The sequence below is a fragment of the Micromonospora sp. NPDC050276 genome, assembly GCF_044459545.1.
In the GTDB taxonomy this organism is placed as follows: Bacteria; Actinomycetota; Actinomycetes; order Mycobacteriales; family Micromonosporaceae; genus Micromonospora.
Genome location: NZ_JBITJA010000007.1, coordinates 83998 through 102785 on the forward strand (window position 1 = coordinate 83998; position 18788 = coordinate 102785).

Sequence of the window (18788 nt, forward strand, 5' to 3'; positions counted from 1 at the left end):
CTGATGTGAAGCGATCCGATGGGACGAGTGGTGCCGCACGTCCCGACGGAAGGTCCCCCGTGGATTACCGGTCCGTCAGCCGCCCCGAGTCCCGGCGGCGTTGGGTCGGCGCCGTTGCCGGCCCGAACGCCACTGTGGAAGGGGGCGCCGCCTCGGTCAGCCGTCCCGTCGCCTCGATCAGCCAGGAGAGGGTGTCCGAGGCGTTAAGAGCCGCCGTGCATAGCCACTCGAACACCACTTTATAGCGATTTAGCGTGATTGACTCCGTCGACATGACGTCGGTGAAGCCACCTTCGATCGCCAACGTCTCCGGATCGAGAGGATCGGCGAACCGATAGACCGAGAACGCGGTCGGCGGAAGGTACCAATTGCCGATCGGGGTGTCCCGGAGCAGCACGTGCAGGGTCACGTTGGGCAGCAGGGCCAGCTCACAGAGTTGGACCAGCTGCTCGTGCAGCACCTCCGGCGGCCCGGCCCGACGGCCGAGAGCCGCCTCTTCCAACACGGCGGTGTAGCGGGGCGCGTGCGGCTCCCGGGTCAGCAGCGACTGGCGGGCCAACCGTGCCTGCACCTCGGTCTCCGGCTCGCCAGGTTCCGGCTCGCCCGCGCTCTCGTCCACCTGACTGGCCGACACGATGCGGAGCTGGGCGTACCCGGGGGTCTGCAACAGGCCCGGCACCAGCACCGGGTTGTACTCGGAGATCTCCGCGCAGCCCGCCTCCAGCTCGGCCCAGCTGCGCTGTTGCTGCGTCATCACCGGGAAGTTCTTCAACCAGCCGCGCATGTCGCCGGCCTCGTTGGTGATGCCAAGTAGCTCGTCGTGCACCGCCTGGTCGGCGCCGTACAGATCGAGCAGGTCCCCGACGTCCTGCGGGTCCGGTCGGCTGCGGCCGTTCTCCAGGCGGGACAGTTTGGACGCGGAGGCCCAACCGATACGCTCGATGACCTGGTCGCCCGTCAGGCCTGCGGCCTCACGCAGGCGGCGCAGCTCGATGCCCAACCGGCGACGACGCAGGATCGGGCTGGGTGCGGCAGGAGGCACAGTGTCCTCTTTCCCGTCGACCGCCGCAGACGCGACGGTAACTGTATGAAATTCGCCCCCCACGGTCAGTATGGACGGCGCGACCGGTGTCGGAGGTTCCGGCGGGGGCGTGTCTTGCGAAAATCGGATCACGGGAATGCCGGACGACGACGGACCCGCGGTCGCGGCCCGTCGACCTCGCCCACCTGGGCAGCCATCCCGCCGGAGGGACCCATGCGCACGATCCTGCGCCGACCCGACTTCCGACTCCTCTTCGGCGGCCTGCTGGCCAGCATGGCCGCCGAGTCGATCCTGCTGCTCGCGCTCGCCATCTGGGTCAAGGATCTGACTGGCTCGAACGGCTTGGCCGGTGCCACGATCTTCGCGGTCATCGCGCCGATGACCCTGGCACCGCTGGTCGGGTGGTTCGTCGACCGCTACCCGCGCCGACCGTTCTTCGTGGCCGCGAACGTGGTCACCGCAGCCCTGCTCGTCCCGCTGTTCACGGTCCGCGACGCGGGCGACGTCTGGGTCGTCTACCTGGTGGCCGCCCTGTACGGGCTGTCGTCCATCACCCTCGGTGCGGCGCTCAGTGGGCTCATCCGCGAGTTGGTGCCGGTCGAGCTGCTGGCCGAGGCGAACGGCGTGCTGCAGACCGTCCGCCAGGGGATACGACTGGTCGGCCCGCTGGTGGGCGCGGCGCTCTACGCGGCGCTCGGCGGGTGGGCGCTGGCCGGGATCGGCATGGTCGGATTTCTGACCGCGGCGGCGGTGGTGACCGCGCTGCCCACCCCGCAACAACTGCCGCCGGCCGCACGGCTGCGGTGGCCGGCCGAGCTGGGTGCCGGCCTGCGACACCTGGCCGGCGAGCCGGCCCTGCGGCGGGCCCTGCTCGGCTACGGGCTCGGGTCGCTGGTGATGGGCTTCAGCGAGTCGCTCATCTTCGCCTACGTCGACCAGGGGTTGAACCGGGACGCCGCGTTCGTCGGCGTGCTGGTCACCGTGCAGGGCGTGGGTGGGTTGCTCGGCGGGCTCTGCTCACCGACGCTGGTCCGCCGGCTCGGAGAGGTCGGCACGCTAGCCGCCGGGGTCGCCTTCTTCTCGCCGGCCGCGCTCGCGCTGGCGTACCCCGATCTGCGGCTCGGGTTCGCGGCGGTGCTGCTGGCCGGGGTCTCGCTCCCGCTGACGATGGTGGGGTTGCACACGCTGATCCAACGCCGGACCCCGCCTCCGCTGGTGGGCCGGGTCGCCGCCGCCACCCAGGCGGTGGTCAGCGGGCCACAGGCGTTCTCCATCGGGGCGGGTGCCCTCCTGGTCGGGTTTCTGGACTACCGGGTGCTGTTCGCGCTGGTCGGGCTGGCCACCCTGGCGGCCGGCAGCTACCTCTGGCGGGGCCGGCACCTGAGCCCGCCGCCCGGCACCCGCCCGCCGACGCCGCCCACCCGCCCCACGCTCCCGGCTCCCCGGCGTCCGGTCGAGGACGCCGACCGTCCCGGGCTTCCGCAGTCCGGCGACCGCCGCCACGGTGACCCGTTGCCGGACACGGCGAGCGGCCGCCCCACCTGGGGCGACCGCTCGCCGAGAATGCACCGGTAGATCAGGCGTTGAGGGTTTCCAGGTGCTGCTTGACCTGGGTGATCGAGGGATTCGTGAGGGCACTGCCGTCGGCGAAGCGCAGCGTCGGCACCGTCTGGTTACCGCCGTTGACGCTCATCACGAACTCCGCGGCCTTCGGGTCCTGCTCGATGTCGACCACCTCGTACCCGATGCCCTCCCGGTCGAGCTGCGACTTCAGCCGGTGGCAGTAGCCGCACCAGGGGGTGGAATACATCGTCAGCATGGTCGGATCCTCCAACTCCTCCGGCCGCGGCTTGCGGATCAAGCCGAGGCTGTTCGCTGCAACGCTCGGGGTAGCTGAGATGATTCCTGGTTGTGGTGGTTCACTCAGCGTCGGAACAGGTGCTCGCCGGGCTGGACCCGGAGCAACGCTCCGCCGTGACCGCACCTGCCGGCCCGGTCTGCATCCTGGCCGGCGCCGGCACCGGCAAGACCCGGGCGATCACCTCCCGAATCGCCCACCGGGCGCTCTCCGGGGAGATCTCCCCCCGGCATGTGCTGGCGGTCACCTTCACCGCCCGCGCCGCCGCCGAGATGCGCAGTCGGCTCACCGTCCTCGGGGTGGGCGGCGTGCAGGCGCGGACCTTCCACGCCGCCGCGCTGCGCCAGGTGCGGTACTTCGCGCCCCGGCTGCTGGCCGGCCGGGCCATGCCCGAGCTGCTCGACAGCAAGGTGCGACTGGTCACCCTCGCCGCCGCCCGGGTCGGCCTGCGCACCGACCGGGCCGCCGCCCGCGACCTGGCCGGTGAGATCGAATGGGCGAAGTCGTCGCTGGTCGAGCCGACGGAGTACGTGGTGGCCGCCGCCCGGGCGCTGCGCGACACCCCGCACGAGCCGGCGAAGGTGGCCGAGGTGTTCACCGCGTACGAGCAGCTCAAACGCTCGAACGGCGTGATCGACTTCGAGGACATGCTGCGGGCCGCGGTGTGGGGTATCGAGGAGCACCCGGACGTCGGCGAGCAGGTCCGTGGTCAGTACCGGCACTTCGTGGTCGACGAGTACCAGGACGTCAACCCCCTCCAGCAGCGGCTGCTGGACGCCTGGCTGGGCGGCCGGGACGACCTGACCGTGGTCGGTGACGCCAGTCAGACCATCTACTCGTTCACCGGGGCCACCTCGGCGTACCTGGTCGACTTCCCTCGCCGGCACCGCCGCGCCACCGTGGTCCGGCTGGTCCGCGACTACCGCTCCACTCCGCAGGTGGTCGGGCTGGCCAACGCGGTGATCTCCCAGGCCCGGGGCACCGAGGCGCGCCTGCGACTGGAGTTGAGCGGGCAGCGCCCGCCCGGCCCCGAGCCGGACCTGCGGATCTTCACCGACGAGCCGGCCGAGGCGAACGCGGTGGCCGCGCGCTGCCGGTCGCTGATCGACGCGGGCACGCCGGCGAAGGAGATCGCCGTGCTGTTCCGCGTCAACGCCCAGTCCGAGGCGTACGAGAAGGCGCTCACCGAGGCCGCTGTGCCGTACGTCGTGCAGGGCGCGGAGCGGTTCTTCGAACGGGCCGAGGTGCGCCAGGCGATGGTCGCGCTGCGTGCCGCCACCCGCTCGATCCCCGGGGAGACACCACTGCCGGCCGCCGTCGTCGAGGCGCTCACCGCGGTCGGCTGGGCCCCCGACGCGCCCCCGGCCGGTGGCGCCGCCCGCGAGCGGTGGGAGGCGCTGTCCGCGCTGGTTCAGCTCGCCGAGGAGTACGCGGCCACGCCTGAGGTCGTGCCGATCGGCGAGGCCGCGTCGGTGGAGCGTCCGGTGACCCTCTCCGACTTCACCGAGGAGTTGGCCCGCCGGGCCGCCCAGCAGCACGTGCCGACGGTGGACGGGGTGACGTTGGCGTCCCTGCACTCGGCCAAGGGGCTGGAGTGGGACGCGGTCTTCCTGGTCGGTCTGGCCGAGGGCACCCTGCCCACCACGTACGCCAAGACCGTCGAGCAGGTCGAGGAGGAGCGCCGGCTGCTCTACGTCGGGATCACCCGCGCCCGGGAGTGGCTCTGGCTGTCGTACGCTGCGGCGCGCTCGCCGGGCGGCCGGGCCCGGCGGCCATCGCGGTTCCTGCCGCAACTGGACCGCTCCGGCGGCACCGAACGGGCGACCGGTGGCGCCGGTCCGGCTCGCCGACCCGAGCGGCGGCGTACCCAGATCGTCTCCTGCCGGATCTGCGGCGCCACCCTGCTCGCCGGCCCGGACCGCAAGCTCGGCCGGTGCCCCACCTGCCCGTCCGACATTGACGATGAGCTGCACGAACGGCTGCGCGAGTGGCGGCAGCGGGTGGCCGGTGCGCAGAAGGTCCCGGCGTACGTGGTCTTCACCGACGCGACGCTCATCGCGTTGGCCGAGCGGCGACCGGGCCGGTCCGAGGAGTTGATCGCCATCGCCGGGATCGGCCCGCGCAAGTTGGGCCTCTACGGGGAGTCGGTGCTGGCCCTCGTGGCAGGTGCCGGGGTGGACGATGTCTGCCCGGAGAAAACTTTCGAAATCTCGTCGTAAATTCGTTTGCCCTCGCCCCGGCGCGAGGAATAGCCTCAGGACACACCACGCGAGCGGCGCCATTCCGGCTGCTCACGGGGGTCGGTCCAGTCGATTCGAGGAACGTGAGGGGGGTGGCACCCGTGGAGATCTTCACCTATGAGCGTCTGGCGGCGATGCCGTCTGTCCACGCTCCGCTGTCGGCTGTCCGGGTGGCCCTTACGGCCGCACGACCGTCGGTTCCGCAGGTGCACCAGGTTCAGGCCGAGCTGATCCTGACCGTCGCGCCCGCCGGAGTCGAGGGGACCAGTGGCTTCACGGGCAATGGCATCCAGATCGCCAAGAAGCGCATGGATGTCCGCGGCGTTCCACCTCGAGGTAAACCGGTCTGACCATCAGACTCCGGCTCACCTCGAGGCCGCGGAACCCGCTTACCGGGATCCGCGGCCTCAGTTTTTTGCCCCGCCGTAAGTACGTCGGAATGCGATCCACGAGATCGAAGTGAGAGAGAGGTGACCGGGAGATGAGTCTGGCGTTGGCCCCCCTCGACATGAGCGTCGAGCTGGAGGCGAACCTGCCCTGCCGGAAGTTCGACCCCGACCTGTGGTTCTCCGACTCGCCCACCGAGCTCGAGCTGGCCAAGTCGCTCTGCGGGGACTGCCCGCTGCGCGTCGAGTGCCTGGCCGGGGCCGTGGAGCGAGCGGAGCCCTGGGGCGTCTGGGGCGGCGAGATCTTCGAGCGTGGCGCGGTTGTCCCGCGTAAGCGGCCCCGTGGCCGTCCGCGTAAGGAGGACCTCGCCCGTGACGCCGCGCTTCGGGTCGAGGCCGAGGCGCGCCTGGCAGCCAGTGGGCTGTCCGAGGTGCGTGGCGCGGTCCGGCTGGCAGCCTGACATGTTCCCGACCCGTACCAACTACGCCGGTGGCACACCGGCAGTGAGTGAGAAGACGATGTTGAACGTTCCGAGTGGAGCTTTCGAGATGCAACTACTCCACGAAGCGTTGACCCGGGCTCGAATGCGCCGGCCTCAGGCCGGTCGTACCACCACGAGCACTGAGGCAGCCCGATCCGCCCGTACCGTCGCCATGACCGGCCGCAACCAGGCGGCCCGCGACCTGGGCGTTCTCTAGTACCAGCCCACGCAGAAGGGCGGGTGCCGACCGGCACCCGCCCTTCCCCATGTCGTCAAGCGACCGGGGCGAAGCCGGGCAGCCAACGCTCCAGGATGCTCCGGTAGGGGGCCTTTGCCTCCAATTGGCAGAGCACCCCGATCGACCCGAGCGTCACTCGGTGGATCAGCAGGTACGACGGTGGCAGGTTGAGCTGCCTGCTCAGCTGGTACGTGGGGGAGCGCGGGCTGGCCAGTCGACCTGCCTCGCCACGCAGCCAGGCCCGGGTGAACCGGAAGCCGTCCGCCGCGATGGGCTCCAGCATGGGTCGGATGAAGTCGAGCACCCCTTCGGCGTCGATCTCGTCGGCCGAGCCGATGAACCCCTCCGACCGCAGCCCGGCCACGACCTCGTCGGCGTCGCCGCGCAGGGCCATCGCGGCGATGCGACCGATCGGCTCCGGCGTACCCTCCGGCATCCGGGCCACCGCACCAAAGTCGATCACGCCGAGCCGGCCGTCGGGCAGCAGCCGGAAGTTTCCCGGGTGCGGGTCGGCGTGCAGCAGCCCAGCCCGCTGCGGCGCGGAGAGGTGCAGGGTGGCCATCAACCGACCCGCCTCGTCCCGGTCCTCCTCGGTGCCCTCGCGGATGATGTCGGCCAGCGGGGTGCCCGTCACCCACTCGGTGACCAGCACCCGGGGCGAGGCGTTGACCACCTCCGGGATGTAGATCTCCGGATCGTCGGCGTACGCGGCGGCGAAGGCGCGCTGCGACTCGGCCTCCAGTTCGTAGTCCAACTCCTCGGTGATCCGTTCGCGTAGCTCGACCAGGAGTGGCTTGACGTCCAGACCGGGCTGGATGGCTCGGAACATCCCGCCCAGTCGGGAGAGCTGCTTGAGGTCGGCGAGCAGTGCGTCACCGGCTCCCGGATATTGGATTTTGACCGCCACGTCGCGGCTGTTCGGCGTGCCCGACTCGTCGAACCCCGGCTCGCGCCACCGGGCCCGGTGCACCTGGCCGATGCTGGCGGCGGCGGCCGGGGTGTCGTTGAACTCGACGAACAGATCCCGCCAGTCGGGGCCGAGCTGCTCGGCCAGCACCTTGTGCACACTGGCGACCGGCAGCGGTGGCGCCGCCTCCTGAAGCTTCGTGAGCGCCTGCCGGTAGGGCGCGGCGATCTCCTCCGGCAACGCCGCCTCGAAGACCGACAGCGCCTGGCCGAACTTCATCGCCCCGCCCTTGAGCTGGCCCAACACGCTGAACAGCTGCTCGGCGGTGCGCTGCTGGATCTCCGCGGAGATCACGTCGGAGGCGAGCCCGGTGACGCGCTTGCCCATCCCGAGAACGGTCCGGCCGGCGAAGCCGAGCGGCAGGGCGGCGAGCTTGGCGGTGCGGGACACGGCGCGGCGCGGGATGTCGGTCACCCGGTCATTGTTACCGACCGGAGGGCCCCGCTGCTGCTCTGCGGCCGGGCTGGTGCGGACACTCGACCCGGTGAGCACTCGCAGGCCGGATGTGGCGGCCATCCCCGTCGACGGAAACGGCCGGCGCCGGTGATCTCCATGGCCCCACCCAGCGTTTCCGGCTGACCTCCGTCGAGCTGGGTCAGCGCCTCGGCCAGCGCGTACCCGCAGGCGGCGAGCAGCGTGCTGGTCGCACCGGCGGCCACCGGGTCGGCGGCGGCGAGTTGGGCGGCGAGCCACGGCCAGTCCGGGTCGCGATCGGCCCGGTGTAGCTCGACGCAGTGTAGGCAGGGTCCGGCGGGCGGGCGGACCAGCGGCCCGATCACCGGTACGCCCTCGCGCAGCGTGATCAGCAGGTGCGGCTGCCGGCGCTGGGCGAGACCGGCGGCGAGCAGCGCGGGTGGCCGGTCCGTCCCGAGCTGGATCACCAGGTCCATCCGTCCGGAATTGCTCGGGTGGGTGCCGGTGCCCGGTGCGGCCCGGTCGACCGCGGCCCGCACCGCCGGTGCCAGCGGGCGGCCCAGTTCGCTGGCGGGGATGCCCGTGCCGACCAGGTCGACGGGGCGGACCGGGCCGGTGAGCTGGGGGATCACCTGCCCGACGCCGGACTGGGCCAGCGCAACGGTCAGCGGCCCGCCGAGCGCCCCGCCGCCGGTGAGCAGGACCCGGGCTGCCCGCCGCCGGCGCAGGACCTGCGCGGGTGTGCCGGGCAGGCGCGCGGACGCCAGGGCCAGCGCGCTGGCCTCCGCCGCGAGTCGGGCCCGGACCGGGCCCGCCAGGTCGCGGGGGAGCAGGCTGTGCGCGGGCACCAACAGGCCGGCCGCCCGCAGGGTGTCGAGCAGGGTACGCGCCTCGTCGGCGCTGACGCGTGCGGTCACCGCCTGGGCCAGCACGACCCGCTCGCTGCGGGTGCCGTCGAGCAGATCGAGCAGGCGGGCGGCGCGGGGGTTGGCCAACTCCAGCAGGACGGCTGGCCCGGGGCCGACGCCGAGCTGCAGGGTGTGCCGGTCGCGCCAGAGCCGGTGGAGGCCGGGCAGCAGTGTGGGGCGAGGCAGTGCGGTGCGGCTCATGGTCACGAATCGTGATCGCAACTTCGCGTTCAGTCGATCGTTGTCCACAGGCGGTTAGGCCGCTGTCCAGCGCTATCCACAGGATTTGGCGAGTTTTCCACAGCCCGCCGCCCGGGGTGTCGGTCACCCGACAGGCAACAGGCCCGGTGGCACCGAGATCCCGAACGGCAACGGGGGCGGGGTGGCCCACCGGCCACCCCGCCCCCGTTCACCCGTTTGGGTCAGACCTTGGCCTTGCCCAGGATGCGGTTCACTGTTGTTCCGCATACCGGACACTTGCCCTTGGCCATGTTCATCCCGGTCTTCGAGACCTCAACGTGCCCCTCGAAGTCCCGCTTCTCCTTGCACTTCACGCAGTAACCGTTGTAGGTCGTCTGGGCCTGGTCGGCCACGGTGCCCTCCTCGTCTCGTCCGCCGGTCAATGCCGTCCCGGCGGGGTGCCCGGCGGCGGGCCACACGGGGCGCCGGCGCTGGGTCTCACTCCACGGCCACCTTCGTGACCGCTGGTCCGCGGACCCTACCCAGGTCTGGGCAGTTCCATGTCAGCTGTGCATCGACACTGTGAGCAAGTCGACGTCGAGAGTGTGCATGGCGAAATAGGTCGGATAAGTCAGTTTGGCGGGGACACGCCGACCAAACCCTGACAGCCACCCGTGCGAGTGCCCCCGCAGCGCATCCGGGACGGTGATCACCTACGGTGGGGAGGTGCCGCGTACCGGCGTCATCGGCGTTCACGAAGGGTGACGAGATGGCGCGATGGCGCCGTCGTCAAGAAATTTTCGGGACGGCTGGCGACCAATCACCATTTTCTGGGCGCGTGTCGTGCGGTTGACTCTTGCGGACCCCTGGTCAGTACGCATTAGCTTTCCTTCGTGACACGTAGTCGAGGCTGCGCGGGCCAGTGATGGCGGGGACGCGCAAGCCGGTCGTCGAGGTGCGGCGCAGCCAGCGCCGACGACGCACGGTGTCCGCGTACCGTGACGGTGAGCGAGTGGTCGTGCTCATCCCCGACCAGTTCTCCCGCGCCGAGGAGAGCGAGTGGGTCGACCGGATGCTCGCCCGGCTCGCCGCCCGGGAGGGGCGCCTCGCCCGCTCCGACGCCGAACTGCTGGCCCGCGCCAACCGGCTCATCGACCTCTACCTCGCCGGGTACGCCACGAAGGCGGTGCCGGCCAGTGTGCGCTGGGTCACCAACCAGAACGGCCGGTGGGGCTCCTGCACCCCGGCCGACCGCAGCATCCGGATCTCGCACCGGGTCCAGGAGATGCCCGAATGGGTGATCGACTACGTGTTGCTGCACGAGCTGGCGCACCTCATCGTGCCCAGCCACAACGCCCGGTTCTGGGCGTTGGTCGGTCGCTACCCCAAGGCGGAACGCGCGCGCGGCTACCTCGAAGGTGTTGCCGCCGCCTCCTGCGCACCTCTGCCAACCTGATCCCCGAGCCCCGCCAGCCCTCGGGGTGCCACCCGCCGCTTCAGGAGCGATCGCCCTAGATCCACTCGCGTTCCTGAAAACCGCGCTGTCGATGAAGCCCGGACACCGCGATTTCAAGGAAACCGAGTCGATCAAGCTAGGCCGGGCCTAGCCGGGCCGGGCTGGGCCGGCGGTGTGCGGCCTGGCCGGCTGGGCCGGCGGTGCGGGGCTTGGCCGGGCTGGGCCGGCGGTCTGCGGCCTGGCCGGCTGGGCCGGCGGTGCGGGGCCTGACCGGGCTGGGCCGGCGGTGTGCGGCCTGGCCGGCTGGGCCGGCGGTGCGGGGCCTGACCGGGCTGGGCCGGCGGTGCGGGGCGGGCGGGGCGGAGCGCTAGGGTCGGGGGATGGCACGACGGGTGGTGGTGGCGTTGCTCGGGCCGGTGCACTGGTCGCCGCCCGGCGTCGACCGGGCCGAATGGCGAGCGGCGCTTGCGGAAGACGTCATCGACCTGCTCGCCACGCTGAACGAGGTGGAGGTCGCGGTCGCGGTGACCCCGGCCGACCGGGCGCTGGCGGACGCGCTGGTCTGGCCCGGCACGGCGGTGTACGAGGTGGCCGAGCCGACGCCGAACGCCGTGTTCGCCGTTCTGGAAGGCTACGACCAGGCTGCGGTGCTGGTGAGTGACGTGCCTGATCTGCCCGCGCTGACCGTCGGCAAGCTGCTACGCCCACTCACCACCCGACCGGTCGCGGTGGCTCCGGTCGAGGGCGGCGGCCCCGGTCTGCTCGGGGTGGCGGTGCGATTGCCCGCGCCGGGCTGGCTACCGACGCTGGAACTGGACACGGCGACGCCGGCGGAGGCGCGCTCCGGCGCTCCGCGACCAGGCGACGTGGCGGTCACTGCCGGCTGGCGACGACTACGCGGCCCGGCCGACCTGGCCACCTTGGACCCGGCCTTCGAGGGCTGGGAAGCGACCCGCGCCCTTCTCTCGGGCTCGGGACGACCCGTCTGACCAGCGGACCCGCCCGGCCCGCCCGACCCCCGGCCCGGCCGACCTGCCAGCCCGCCGAGCACCCGCCACGGGTGCCCGCTATCGATCACGCGGGCACCCGTGGCGCAGGCCGTCCAGGTGCGGACGTCAGGACTTGGTGTCGCCCTCGCCGCCGGTCTCGTCGGACTGACCGGGGGCCTTCTCCTCAACCCCGCCGGGGGCGGTGAAGTCGAAGCTGTCCAGCTCGCTGAGGTCCATGTCGTTCATCGCGAAGGCGACCGGGTCGGCGAAGTCGTCGTCCGACGGAAGCAGGTCGGGGTGGCCCCAGACGGCGTCCCGGCCTTCGATGCCGCGGTGCTGGGTGAGCGCGGCCCAGAGCGCCGCGGCCTCGCGTAGCCGGCGGGGGCGTAGCTCCAGGCCGACGAGCGCCGCGAAGGTCTGCTCGGCGGGGCCACCGGCGGCCCGGCGACGACGGAACGCCTCGCCCAGCCGGACGACGTTGGGCAGCCGCTCGCTGGCGGCGTTGTCCACGACGTGGCACACCCAGCCCTCGACCAGGGCCAGCGCGGTCTCCAGTCGGGCCAGTGAGGCCTTCTGCGCCGGGGTGTCCTCCGGGGTGAAGATGCCCTCCAGGGCGATCGCCTGCATGGACTCCGGGTCGGTCGGGTCGACCCGGCCCATCGCCTCCTCGATCGCCTCCCGGTTGACCCGGATGCCCGAGGCGTACGTCTCGACGGCGCTGAGCACGTGCCCGCGCAGCCACGGGACGTGCTGGAACAGCCGCTGGTGGGCGGCCTCACGCAGTGCCACGTAGAGGCGCACCTCGTCCTCGGGCAGTTCCAGGCCCTCGCCGTACGCCCGGATGTTGGCCGGGATCAGCGCGGCCGTGCCGGCCGGGCCGAGCGGCAGCCCGATGTCGCCGGCGGAGAGCACCTCCGCGGCGAGCGAGCCGAGGGCCTGGCCCAGCTGACCGCCGAAGAGCGCGCCACCGAGGGTGGCCACCATCGACTGCATCGGGCCGAGCTGGGCGCGCGCCTCCGGTGGCACCAGGTCGCCCATCGCGCCGACCATCCGGCTGGCGACCGGGTCGCACAGCTTGCGCCACACGTCCAGCGTCTTGAAGATCCACTCGTTGCGGTTCCACGCAACCGGGGTCTGGATGCCGGAGGGCCACGCCGAGGCGGGCTCCAACCACAGGTCGGCCAGGCGCAACGCCTCCTCGACCGCGTGGCGCTCGTACATCGACACCGCCGGGTCACCGGCGGCCGCGAGCTGGCTGGCTGCTACCTGCCGGGCCAGGTCCCAGTTGACCGGCCCGCTGCCCGGCGCGGAGAGCAGGTGCTGCAACTGCGACATGAACTGCTGCATCTGCGCGGGATCGTTGGGGTCTGGTGGCTGCCCACCCGGGAGCGCGAAACCGAACGGAATATCAGGCACGACATCTACGGTACGCGGACCGCGCCCCAGGTCGCCGCCACTGGCGTTGCGCTGAGGGCGAAGTCCCGCGGCGCATCCGGCGGGTGGCCCGTGCCCGGTCGGTACGCTCTGCGGCATGAGACGTCGTGGCCTGACGGTCCTGCTCGGTGCCCTGTTCACCGCCCTGCTGAGCATCGGGGTGCTTCGGGTGCCGATCCCGTACGTGGTGCTCGGCCCGGGCCCGACGGTCAACACCCTCGGTACGGCCGACGGCAAGGAGGTCATCCAGGTCTCCGGGCGGGAGACCTCGACGTCGGCCGGCCAGCTGCGGTTGACCACCGTGGGGGTGCAGCCCACGGTGCGGTTGCGTGGCGCCATCGCGGGCTGGTTCTCCGACGACGAGGCGGTGGTGCCGCGCGAGCTGGTCTACCCCCCGGGGGAGTCGACGGAGCAGGTTGAGCAGCGCAACGCCGAGGACTTCAAGGCGTCGCAGACCAGCGCGGAGACCGCCGCGCTGCGGGAGTTGGGCTTTCCGGTGCAGGTGGTGATCAAGACGGTGGCCGGGGACGGTCCGGCCGCCGGGACGCTGAAGGCCGGCGACCTGATCACGTCGGTCGACGGCCAGCCGGTGCCGGTGGCCTCGAAGGTCACCGACCTGGTCCGGGCCAAGCCGGCGGGCACGGCGTTGACCATCGGCTACACCCGGGACGGCGTGCCGGCCACCGCCACGGTGACCAGTCGGGAGCAGGACGGCCGACCGCGGATCGGTGTCGAGATCGACCAGCAGCAGCCGCACCCGTTCACGCTCGGCATCGACCTGGGGGACATCGGCGGACCGAGCGCCGGTCTGATGTTCGCCCTGGGGATCGTGGACAAGTTGACCCCGGCCGACCTCACCGGCGGCCAGATCATCGCCGGCACCGGCACCATCGACGACGAGGGTGCCGTCGGCCCGATCGGCGGAATCGCCCAGAAGTTGGTCGGCGCGAAGCGCGCCGGGGCGAAGGTCTTCCTGGTGCCGGCGGACAACTGCGCCGAGGCGGTCCGCAATCCGCAGCCCGATCTGCCGCTGTTGCGGGTGGGCTCGTTGGACGAGGCGATGACCGCTTTGGAGACGCTGCGCGCAGGTGGTCAGCCGACGCGTTGCTGATCGGTGTGACCGTGCTCCGCCACGCTCAGGAACACCCCGTACTCTGGGTGCCTGGTCGGAGCCGATCATATCGAGCGTGCGGAGCCAACAGTGGTCATGCGTAGCAGCAGCCCCCTTCCGAGGATGAGCCGGCGCGGGCGCGTCACCATCGCTGTCCTGGTCGGGGTATTCGTGCTCTTCACCCTGCTCGGCTGGGGTGTGCAGGCGTGGACCGACTGGCTCTGGTTCGACGAGGTCCGCTACACCGAGGTCTTCACCGGTGTCCTGCTCACCCGGCTGGTGCTCTTCCTCGCCGTCGGTCTGGGCATGGCAGTGGTCGTCGGCGGCAACCTGTGGTTGGCCTACCGGTTGCGCCCGCGGCTGCGTCCGCACTCGGTGGAGCAGGCGACCCTGGAGCGCTACCGGATGGCGCTCAGCCCACGGCTGGGCACCTGGATCTCGGTGACCGCCGGGGTGGTCGGGCTCTTCGCCGGCCTCTCCGCCCAGAGCCGGTGGGGCCAGTGGCTGCTCTTCCGCAATGGTGGTGACTTCGGGATCAAGGACCCGGAGTTCGGGGTGGACATCGGCTTCTACGTCTTCCAGTTGCCGTTCTGGCGTTACCTGCTCGGGGTCGCCTTCACCGCGGTGGTGCTGGCCGTGATCGGCGCGTTGGCGGTGCACTACCTCTTCGGTGGGGTCCGCCTACAGGGCGTCGGGGACCGGATGAGCAACGCGGCGCGCGCACACCTGAGCACCCTGGTCGCGGTCTTCGTGCTGTTGAAGGCCGTCGCGTACGTGTTGGACCGGCGGGCGATGCTGCTGGAGTACAACGAGGGCGCCAAGCTGTACGGCGCCGGCTACGCCGACGTCAACGCGTTGCTGCCGGCGAAGGAGATCCTGGCCTACATCTCGATCGTGGTCGCGATCGCGATCATCGTGTTCTCCAACGCCTGGATGCGGAACCTGGTCTGGCCGGGGATCTCGCTGGCGCTGCTCGGCGTGTCCGCGGTGGCCATCGGCGGCATCTACCCCTGGGCGGTGCAGACCTTCGAGGTCAAGCCGAGCGCCAAGGACAAGGAAGCGCCGTACATCCAGCGCAGCATCGACGCGACGCGGGCGGCGTTCGGGTTGGGGATCACCGAGACGACCCCGTACGCGGCGAACAACCTCACCCCACCGGGCAACCTGGCCACCGACACGTCGGTGGTGTCGAACGTGCGGCTGCTCGACCCGCAACTGGTCAGTGAGACGTACACCCAGCTTCAGCAGGTGCGGGGCTTCTACGACTTCGGCCCCAAGCTGGACATCGACCGGTACGGGGTGAACGGGAAGGTCTCCGACTACGTGGTCGGCGTCCGGGAGATCAACTACGGCGAGCTGACCGACCAGCAGAACACCTGGATCAACCGGCACACCGTCTACACCCACGGTTACGGGTTGGTGGCCGCCCCGGCCAACCAGGTGGTCTGCGGCGGGCAGCCGTTCTTCGTGTCTGGCTTCCTCGGCGAGAAGGCCCAGGAGGCGTGCTCCTCGCAGACCGAGCAGATCCCGGCCAAGCAGCCGCGCATCTACTACGGCGAGCGGATGGCGGCCGACGACTACGCCATCGTCGGGCAGTCCGACCCGAACAGGAAGGCCGAGTTCGACCGGCCGGTCGGTGATGGCGGCGGCGAGTCATACACCTACACCGGTGAGGGCGGCGTAAAGATCGGCTCCTTCACCCGGCGGTTGCTGTACGCCATCAAGGAGCAGGAGTCGAACTTCCTGCTCTCCGAGGCGGTCAACAAGGACTCCAAGCTGCTCTACGTGCGCAACCCGCGGGACCGGGTGGAGAAGGTAGCGCCGTTCCTCACCCTGGACGGCGACCCGTACCCGGCGGTGGTCGACGGTCGGGTGCAGTGGATCGTGGACGGCTACACCACGGCGGCCACCTACCCGTACGCCGAGAAGGTCAACCTGCAGACCGAGACCACCGACGAGTTGACCAACCGGGGCACCTTCCAGCTGGCCCGGGAGGACGTCAACTACATGCGCAACTCGGTGAAGGCCACCGTCGACGCGTACGACGGCACCGTGAAGCTCTACGAGTACGACGACACCGACCCCGTGCTCAAGGCGTGGAACAAGGCGTTCGGTGGGGACCTGATCAAGCCGAAGGCGGAGATCCCGGTCGAGCTGAGCGAGCACCTGCGCTACCCGGCGGACATGTTCAAGGTGCAGCGCAACCTGCTCACCAAGTTCCACGTGACCAACCCGGGTGACTTCTACTCCGCACAGGACTTCTGGCAGGTGCCCAACGTGCCGGACGCTCCGGACAGCGGTCAGAAGCAGCCCCCGTACTACCTGTTCACCCAGTTCCCAGGGCAGGAGAGCCCCCGCTTCCAGCTCACCTCGGCGGTCACCCCGAACGGCCGGCAGAACCTCGCCGCGCTGATCTCCGGGTCGTACGTCGACGGGCAGCCCCGACTCGAGGTGCTGGAGTTGCCGGATCAGACCCGGATCTCCGGCCCGGTGCAGGTGCACCAGCAGATGACCAACAACGCGAACATCCGTCAGCAGCTCAACCTGCTCTCCAGCAACCAGGCGCAGGTGCAGTACGGCAACCTGCTCTCGTTGCCGTTCGCCGACGGGATGCTCTACGTCGAGCCGGTCTACGTGAAGAGCAACCAGCAGGACGCGTACCCGCTGCTGCAGAAGGTGCTGCTCTCGTACGGTGACGGTGGCTCCTTCGTGGCGCTCGCCGACAACATCAACGACGGCATCAAGCAGTTGGTCGAGCAGGGTAAGAAGGCCGGGCAGGGCACGTCGCCGCCGCCGACAACCGGGGGCAACCCGACGACGCCGACGCCGACGCCGTCGGGCACGGCGACGCCCACGCCAACGCCGACGGCGACCCCGAGCGCCGGCACCCCACCGCCGACCGGTGACCTGGCTGCCGCCGCGGACCGGGTGCAGGCCGCGATCACCGAGGTCCGGGCCGCGCAGGCGTCCGGTGACTTCGAGCGGTACGGGCGTGCGCTGAAGGCTCTCGACGAGGCGCTCACCGCGTTCCAGCAGGCGCAGCAGGCCGCCGGTGCGCCGAGCGTCAGCCCGAGCGCCGGCGGCTGACCGGACACCGCCGGACGTTCCTCGCCGAGCCCTCGTCGCTCGGACCGCTCAGGTCCGAACGACGAGGGCTCCGCCGTGCCCTGATCTGTGCGTATCTGTCACGTCACCGACAGCACCGTCCAGCCCCGCAACCTGCGACTCCGGTCCGCCGTCCTCAATGCAACGGGGCGGGAAACGAGGGGGTCAGCCGTGCGGGACGCGCAGAGCTTTGATGACTTCTACCGCAGCACCGCGCGGCGGATGATGCGGTACGGCTATGCGGTCGCTGGCGACCACAGCGAGGCGCAGGACCTGGTGCAGGAGGCGTACACCCGGGCCTGGCGGCAGTGGGGGCGACTGTCGTCGCATCCCGCGCCGGAGGCGTGGCTGAGGCTCGTGGTGTCCCGGCTGGCGACCGACCGTTGGCGGCGTCTGCACCACTGGCGGGCGGTGCTGAATCGGACCGGGCCACCCGCCGTCGCGCCCCCGCCGAGCGAGGACGGGGTGCTCCTGGTCGGCGCGCTCCGGCAGCTGCCCGCCGCGCACCGGCAGGCGCTCGCGCTGCACTACCTCTTCGACATGTCGGTGGACGAGATCGCCCGGGAGACCGACGTCCCGGTCGGCACCGTGAAGTCCTGGCTGTCCCGAGGCCGGTCCCGGCTGGCCGCTCTGCTGCCCGACCTCTGCACCGTGGAGTTGGAGGCGAACGATGTCAGTTGAACTCTCCGATTTGTACCGGTCGCTCAGCACTGTCGCGGACGGCCACGAGCTGACCCATCCCGAGTCGCTTCGGCGGTTCGCCGACCGGCGGGCGCGAGCCCGGATCGCCGGCTCGACGCTCGCGGTGGCGCTGCTCGTGGGCGGGGTGGCCGTCGGCGGTCGGCTGGCGTACCCGGCGGACAATTCCGCGCCGCTGCCGCCGCCCGCCGACACGCCTGGCCCGGTGCCGACCGGGGCGACTCCCCGGCCGTCGCCGACGCCGCCGGCAGCACCGCTGTCGACACCACCGGCCCCGCCGCTGTCGCGGACCTCTGCGATCGGTACGCCGTCGCAGCCGGGCACCGGCACGGCGGCACCCCGGCCGCCGACTGCTATCCCGGATCGCGCCTTCTTCGTGCTGGCGGCGGCGAACCGGACCGGCATGGAGTCACAGGTGGAGGGCCCGGCGCTGCCGCTGCTCTGCGGGACGCGGCTCTCCAGCGACTCGGCCATGCTCCAGCGTCGCGGCCGGTATCTGGCCTACAAGTTGCCGCAGACGCCGACGGGGAACGTGCCGGACGGCAGCTACCGGCACACCATCACCATCTACCGGGCGGGTCGCGCCGACGACGCGGTGCGGGAGTTGCGGCAGGCCGTGCGCGATTGTCCCGACCAGAAGCTCCCGGACGACAGTAGGACCTGGCGGCAGCGGCTGCTGGCCTCGGCGACGTACGGCGACGAGTCGGTGCTGTTCGAGATGCGCGCGCCGATGCCGGACGGGATGGGCGAGCCAGGTACGGAGGAGGTGCGGTTGGTCCGGGCGGTCCGGCTCGGCGACGTGGTGACGGTGCTCTGGGAGCAGGGTTGGGAGCACACGACAGCCGTTCGGTCCCAGTTCGACGCCGACAGCCGGCGGGCGGTGGCAGCGATCGGTCGGTGGCTCGACGGATAGCGGTATCGGTGTCGTTTTGCGGTGCCCCGGGTCGGTGCGCTACGGTTATCGAGCCGACGCGGGGTGGAGCAGCTCGGTAGCTCGCTGGGCTCATAACCCAGAGGTCGCAGGTTCAAATCCTGTCCCCGCTACGAGAGAAACACCAGTTCGAAGCCCGTCCCGGGAGCACCGGGGCGGGCTTCGACTTTTCCCGGCACGCTCCGCAGTGCCGGATGCGGCGGTGGGCGACCCCGCTGATCATCGCCCGGAACGGGTGGGTTAGTCTTAACCAGTCGACGCGGGGTGGAGCAGCTCGGTAGCTCGCTGGGCTCATAACCCAGAGGTCGCAGGTTCAAATCCTGTCCCCGCTACCACGGAAAGTGATAT

Annotated in this window: 16 protein-coding genes and 2 tRNA genes; 12 read left to right on the top strand and 6 right to left on the bottom strand. The window is 71.1% G+C overall.

The window, feature by feature from the left end; translation table 11 throughout:
• Positions 1–64: 64 nt before the first annotated feature.
• Positions 65–1042 carry a helix-turn-helix domain-containing protein gene (locus ACIBF8_RS16820; protein WP_396783900.1) on the bottom strand — a complete coding sequence of 326 codons (978 nt, stop codon included), beginning with the start codon at positions 1040–1042 and terminating at the stop codon, positions 65–67.
• 213 nt (positions 1043–1255) lie between these two features.
• Here ACIBF8_RS16820 and ACIBF8_RS16825 point away from each other — a divergent pair, with 213 nt between their 5' ends.
• Entirely contained in the window at positions 1256–2617 is a 1362-nt protein-coding gene (locus ACIBF8_RS16825; protein ID WP_396783902.1) for an MFS transporter, read from the top strand.
• Position 2618: 1 nt separating this feature from the next.
• On the opposite strand, the gene ACIBF8_RS16830 is transcribed toward ACIBF8_RS16825, so the two are convergent.
• Positions 2619–2861, bottom strand: a complete 243-nt coding sequence (locus tag ACIBF8_RS16830) for a mycoredoxin (protein WP_030337579.1) — start codon at positions 2859–2861, stop codon at positions 2619–2621.
• 92 nt (positions 2862–2953) lie between these two features.
• On the opposite strand from ACIBF8_RS16830, the gene ACIBF8_RS16835 reads away from it, so the two are divergent.
• The 3 genes from ACIBF8_RS16835 to ACIBF8_RS16845 all read left to right on the top strand — a co-directional run bounded on the left by ACIBF8_RS16835 (position 2954) and on the right by ACIBF8_RS16845 (position 5987).
• A complete protein-coding gene (locus ACIBF8_RS16835) occupies positions 2954–5119 on the top strand; it encodes an ATP-dependent DNA helicase UvrD2 (RefSeq protein WP_396783903.1) in 2166 nt (721 codons plus the stop codon).
• Between the two features lie 122 nt (positions 5120–5241).
• Positions 5242–5490: a hypothetical protein gene (locus ACIBF8_RS16840; RefSeq protein WP_396783905.1), complete on the top strand. Its 249-nt coding sequence runs from the start codon at positions 5242–5244 to the stop codon at positions 5488–5490.
• 131 nt (positions 5491–5621) lie between these two features.
• On the top strand, positions 5622–5987 hold the full coding sequence (locus ACIBF8_RS16845) for a WhiB family transcriptional regulator (protein WP_396783907.1): 366 nt from the start codon (positions 5622–5624) through the stop codon (positions 5985–5987).
• A gap of 293 nt (positions 5988–6280) precedes the next feature.
• On the opposite strand, the gene ACIBF8_RS16850 is transcribed toward ACIBF8_RS16845, so the two are convergent.
• From ACIBF8_RS16850 to ACIBF8_RS16860, 3 genes are all read right to left on the bottom strand, one after another.
• Positions 6281–7627, bottom strand: coding sequence for an ABC1 kinase family protein (locus ACIBF8_RS16850; protein WP_396783908.1), 1347 nt, complete (start codon positions 7625–7627; stop codon positions 6281–6283).
• Positions 7624–8736, bottom strand: a complete 1113-nt coding sequence (locus ACIBF8_RS16855) for a hypothetical protein (RefSeq protein ID WP_396783910.1) — start codon at positions 8734–8736, stop codon at positions 7624–7626. Before ACIBF8_RS16855 ends, ACIBF8_RS16850 begins: the two co-directional genes overlap by 4 nt.
• A 221-nt stretch (positions 8737–8957) precedes the next feature.
• A complete protein-coding gene (locus ACIBF8_RS16860) occupies positions 8958–9128 on the bottom strand; it encodes a DUF5679 domain-containing protein (RefSeq protein WP_167457767.1) in 171 nt (56 codons plus the stop codon).
• A 512-nt stretch (positions 9129–9640) separates the two neighbouring features.
• Between ACIBF8_RS16860 and ACIBF8_RS16865 the strand changes: the two genes are divergently transcribed.
• Positions 9641–10171: a M48 family metallopeptidase gene (locus ACIBF8_RS16865; protein ID WP_238661599.1), complete on the top strand. Its 531-nt coding sequence runs from the start codon at positions 9641–9643 to the stop codon at positions 10169–10171.
• Between the two features lie 380 nt (positions 10172–10551).
• On the top strand, positions 10552–11160 hold the full coding sequence (locus ACIBF8_RS16870) for a hypothetical protein (RefSeq protein ID WP_396783912.1): 609 nt from the start codon (positions 10552–10554) through the stop codon (positions 11158–11160).
• A 126-nt stretch (positions 11161–11286) separates the two neighbouring features.
• Here the strand turns inward: ACIBF8_RS16870 and ACIBF8_RS16875 are convergent, their stop codons facing one another.
• Entirely contained in the window at positions 11287–12576 is a 1290-nt protein-coding gene (locus tag ACIBF8_RS16875; RefSeq protein WP_396783913.1) for a zinc-dependent metalloprotease, read from the bottom strand.
• A gap of 115 nt (positions 12577–12691) precedes the next feature.
• On the opposite strand from ACIBF8_RS16875, the gene ACIBF8_RS16880 reads away from it, so the two are divergent.
• The 6 genes from ACIBF8_RS16880 (at position 12692) to ACIBF8_RS16905 (ending at position 18775) form a co-directional block, all read left to right on the top strand.
• Positions 12692–13705: a PDZ domain-containing protein gene (locus ACIBF8_RS16880; RefSeq protein WP_396783915.1), complete on the top strand. Its 1014-nt coding sequence runs from the start codon at positions 12692–12694 to the stop codon at positions 13703–13705.
• Positions 13706–13801: 96 nt separating this feature from the next.
• Entirely contained in the window at positions 13802–16792 is a 2991-nt protein-coding gene (locus ACIBF8_RS16885; RefSeq protein WP_396783916.1) for a UPF0182 family protein, read from the top strand.
• Between the two features lie 189 nt (positions 16793–16981).
• A complete protein-coding gene (locus ACIBF8_RS16890; RefSeq protein WP_396783918.1) occupies positions 16982–17491 on the top strand; it encodes an RNA polymerase sigma factor in 510 nt (169 codons plus the stop codon).
• Positions 17481–18422, top strand: coding sequence for a hypothetical protein (locus ACIBF8_RS16895; protein ID WP_396783919.1), 942 nt, complete (start codon positions 17481–17483; stop codon positions 18420–18422). The genes ACIBF8_RS16890 and ACIBF8_RS16895 overlap by 11 nt, the downstream gene beginning before the upstream one ends.
• A 57-nt stretch (positions 18423–18479) precedes the next feature.
• A tRNA-Met gene (locus ACIBF8_RS16900) sits at positions 18480–18553 on the top strand.
• Between the two features lie 145 nt (positions 18554–18698).
• Positions 18699–18775 (top strand) — tRNA-Met (locus tag ACIBF8_RS16905).
• The last annotated feature ends 13 nt before the right edge of the window (positions 18776–18788 follow it).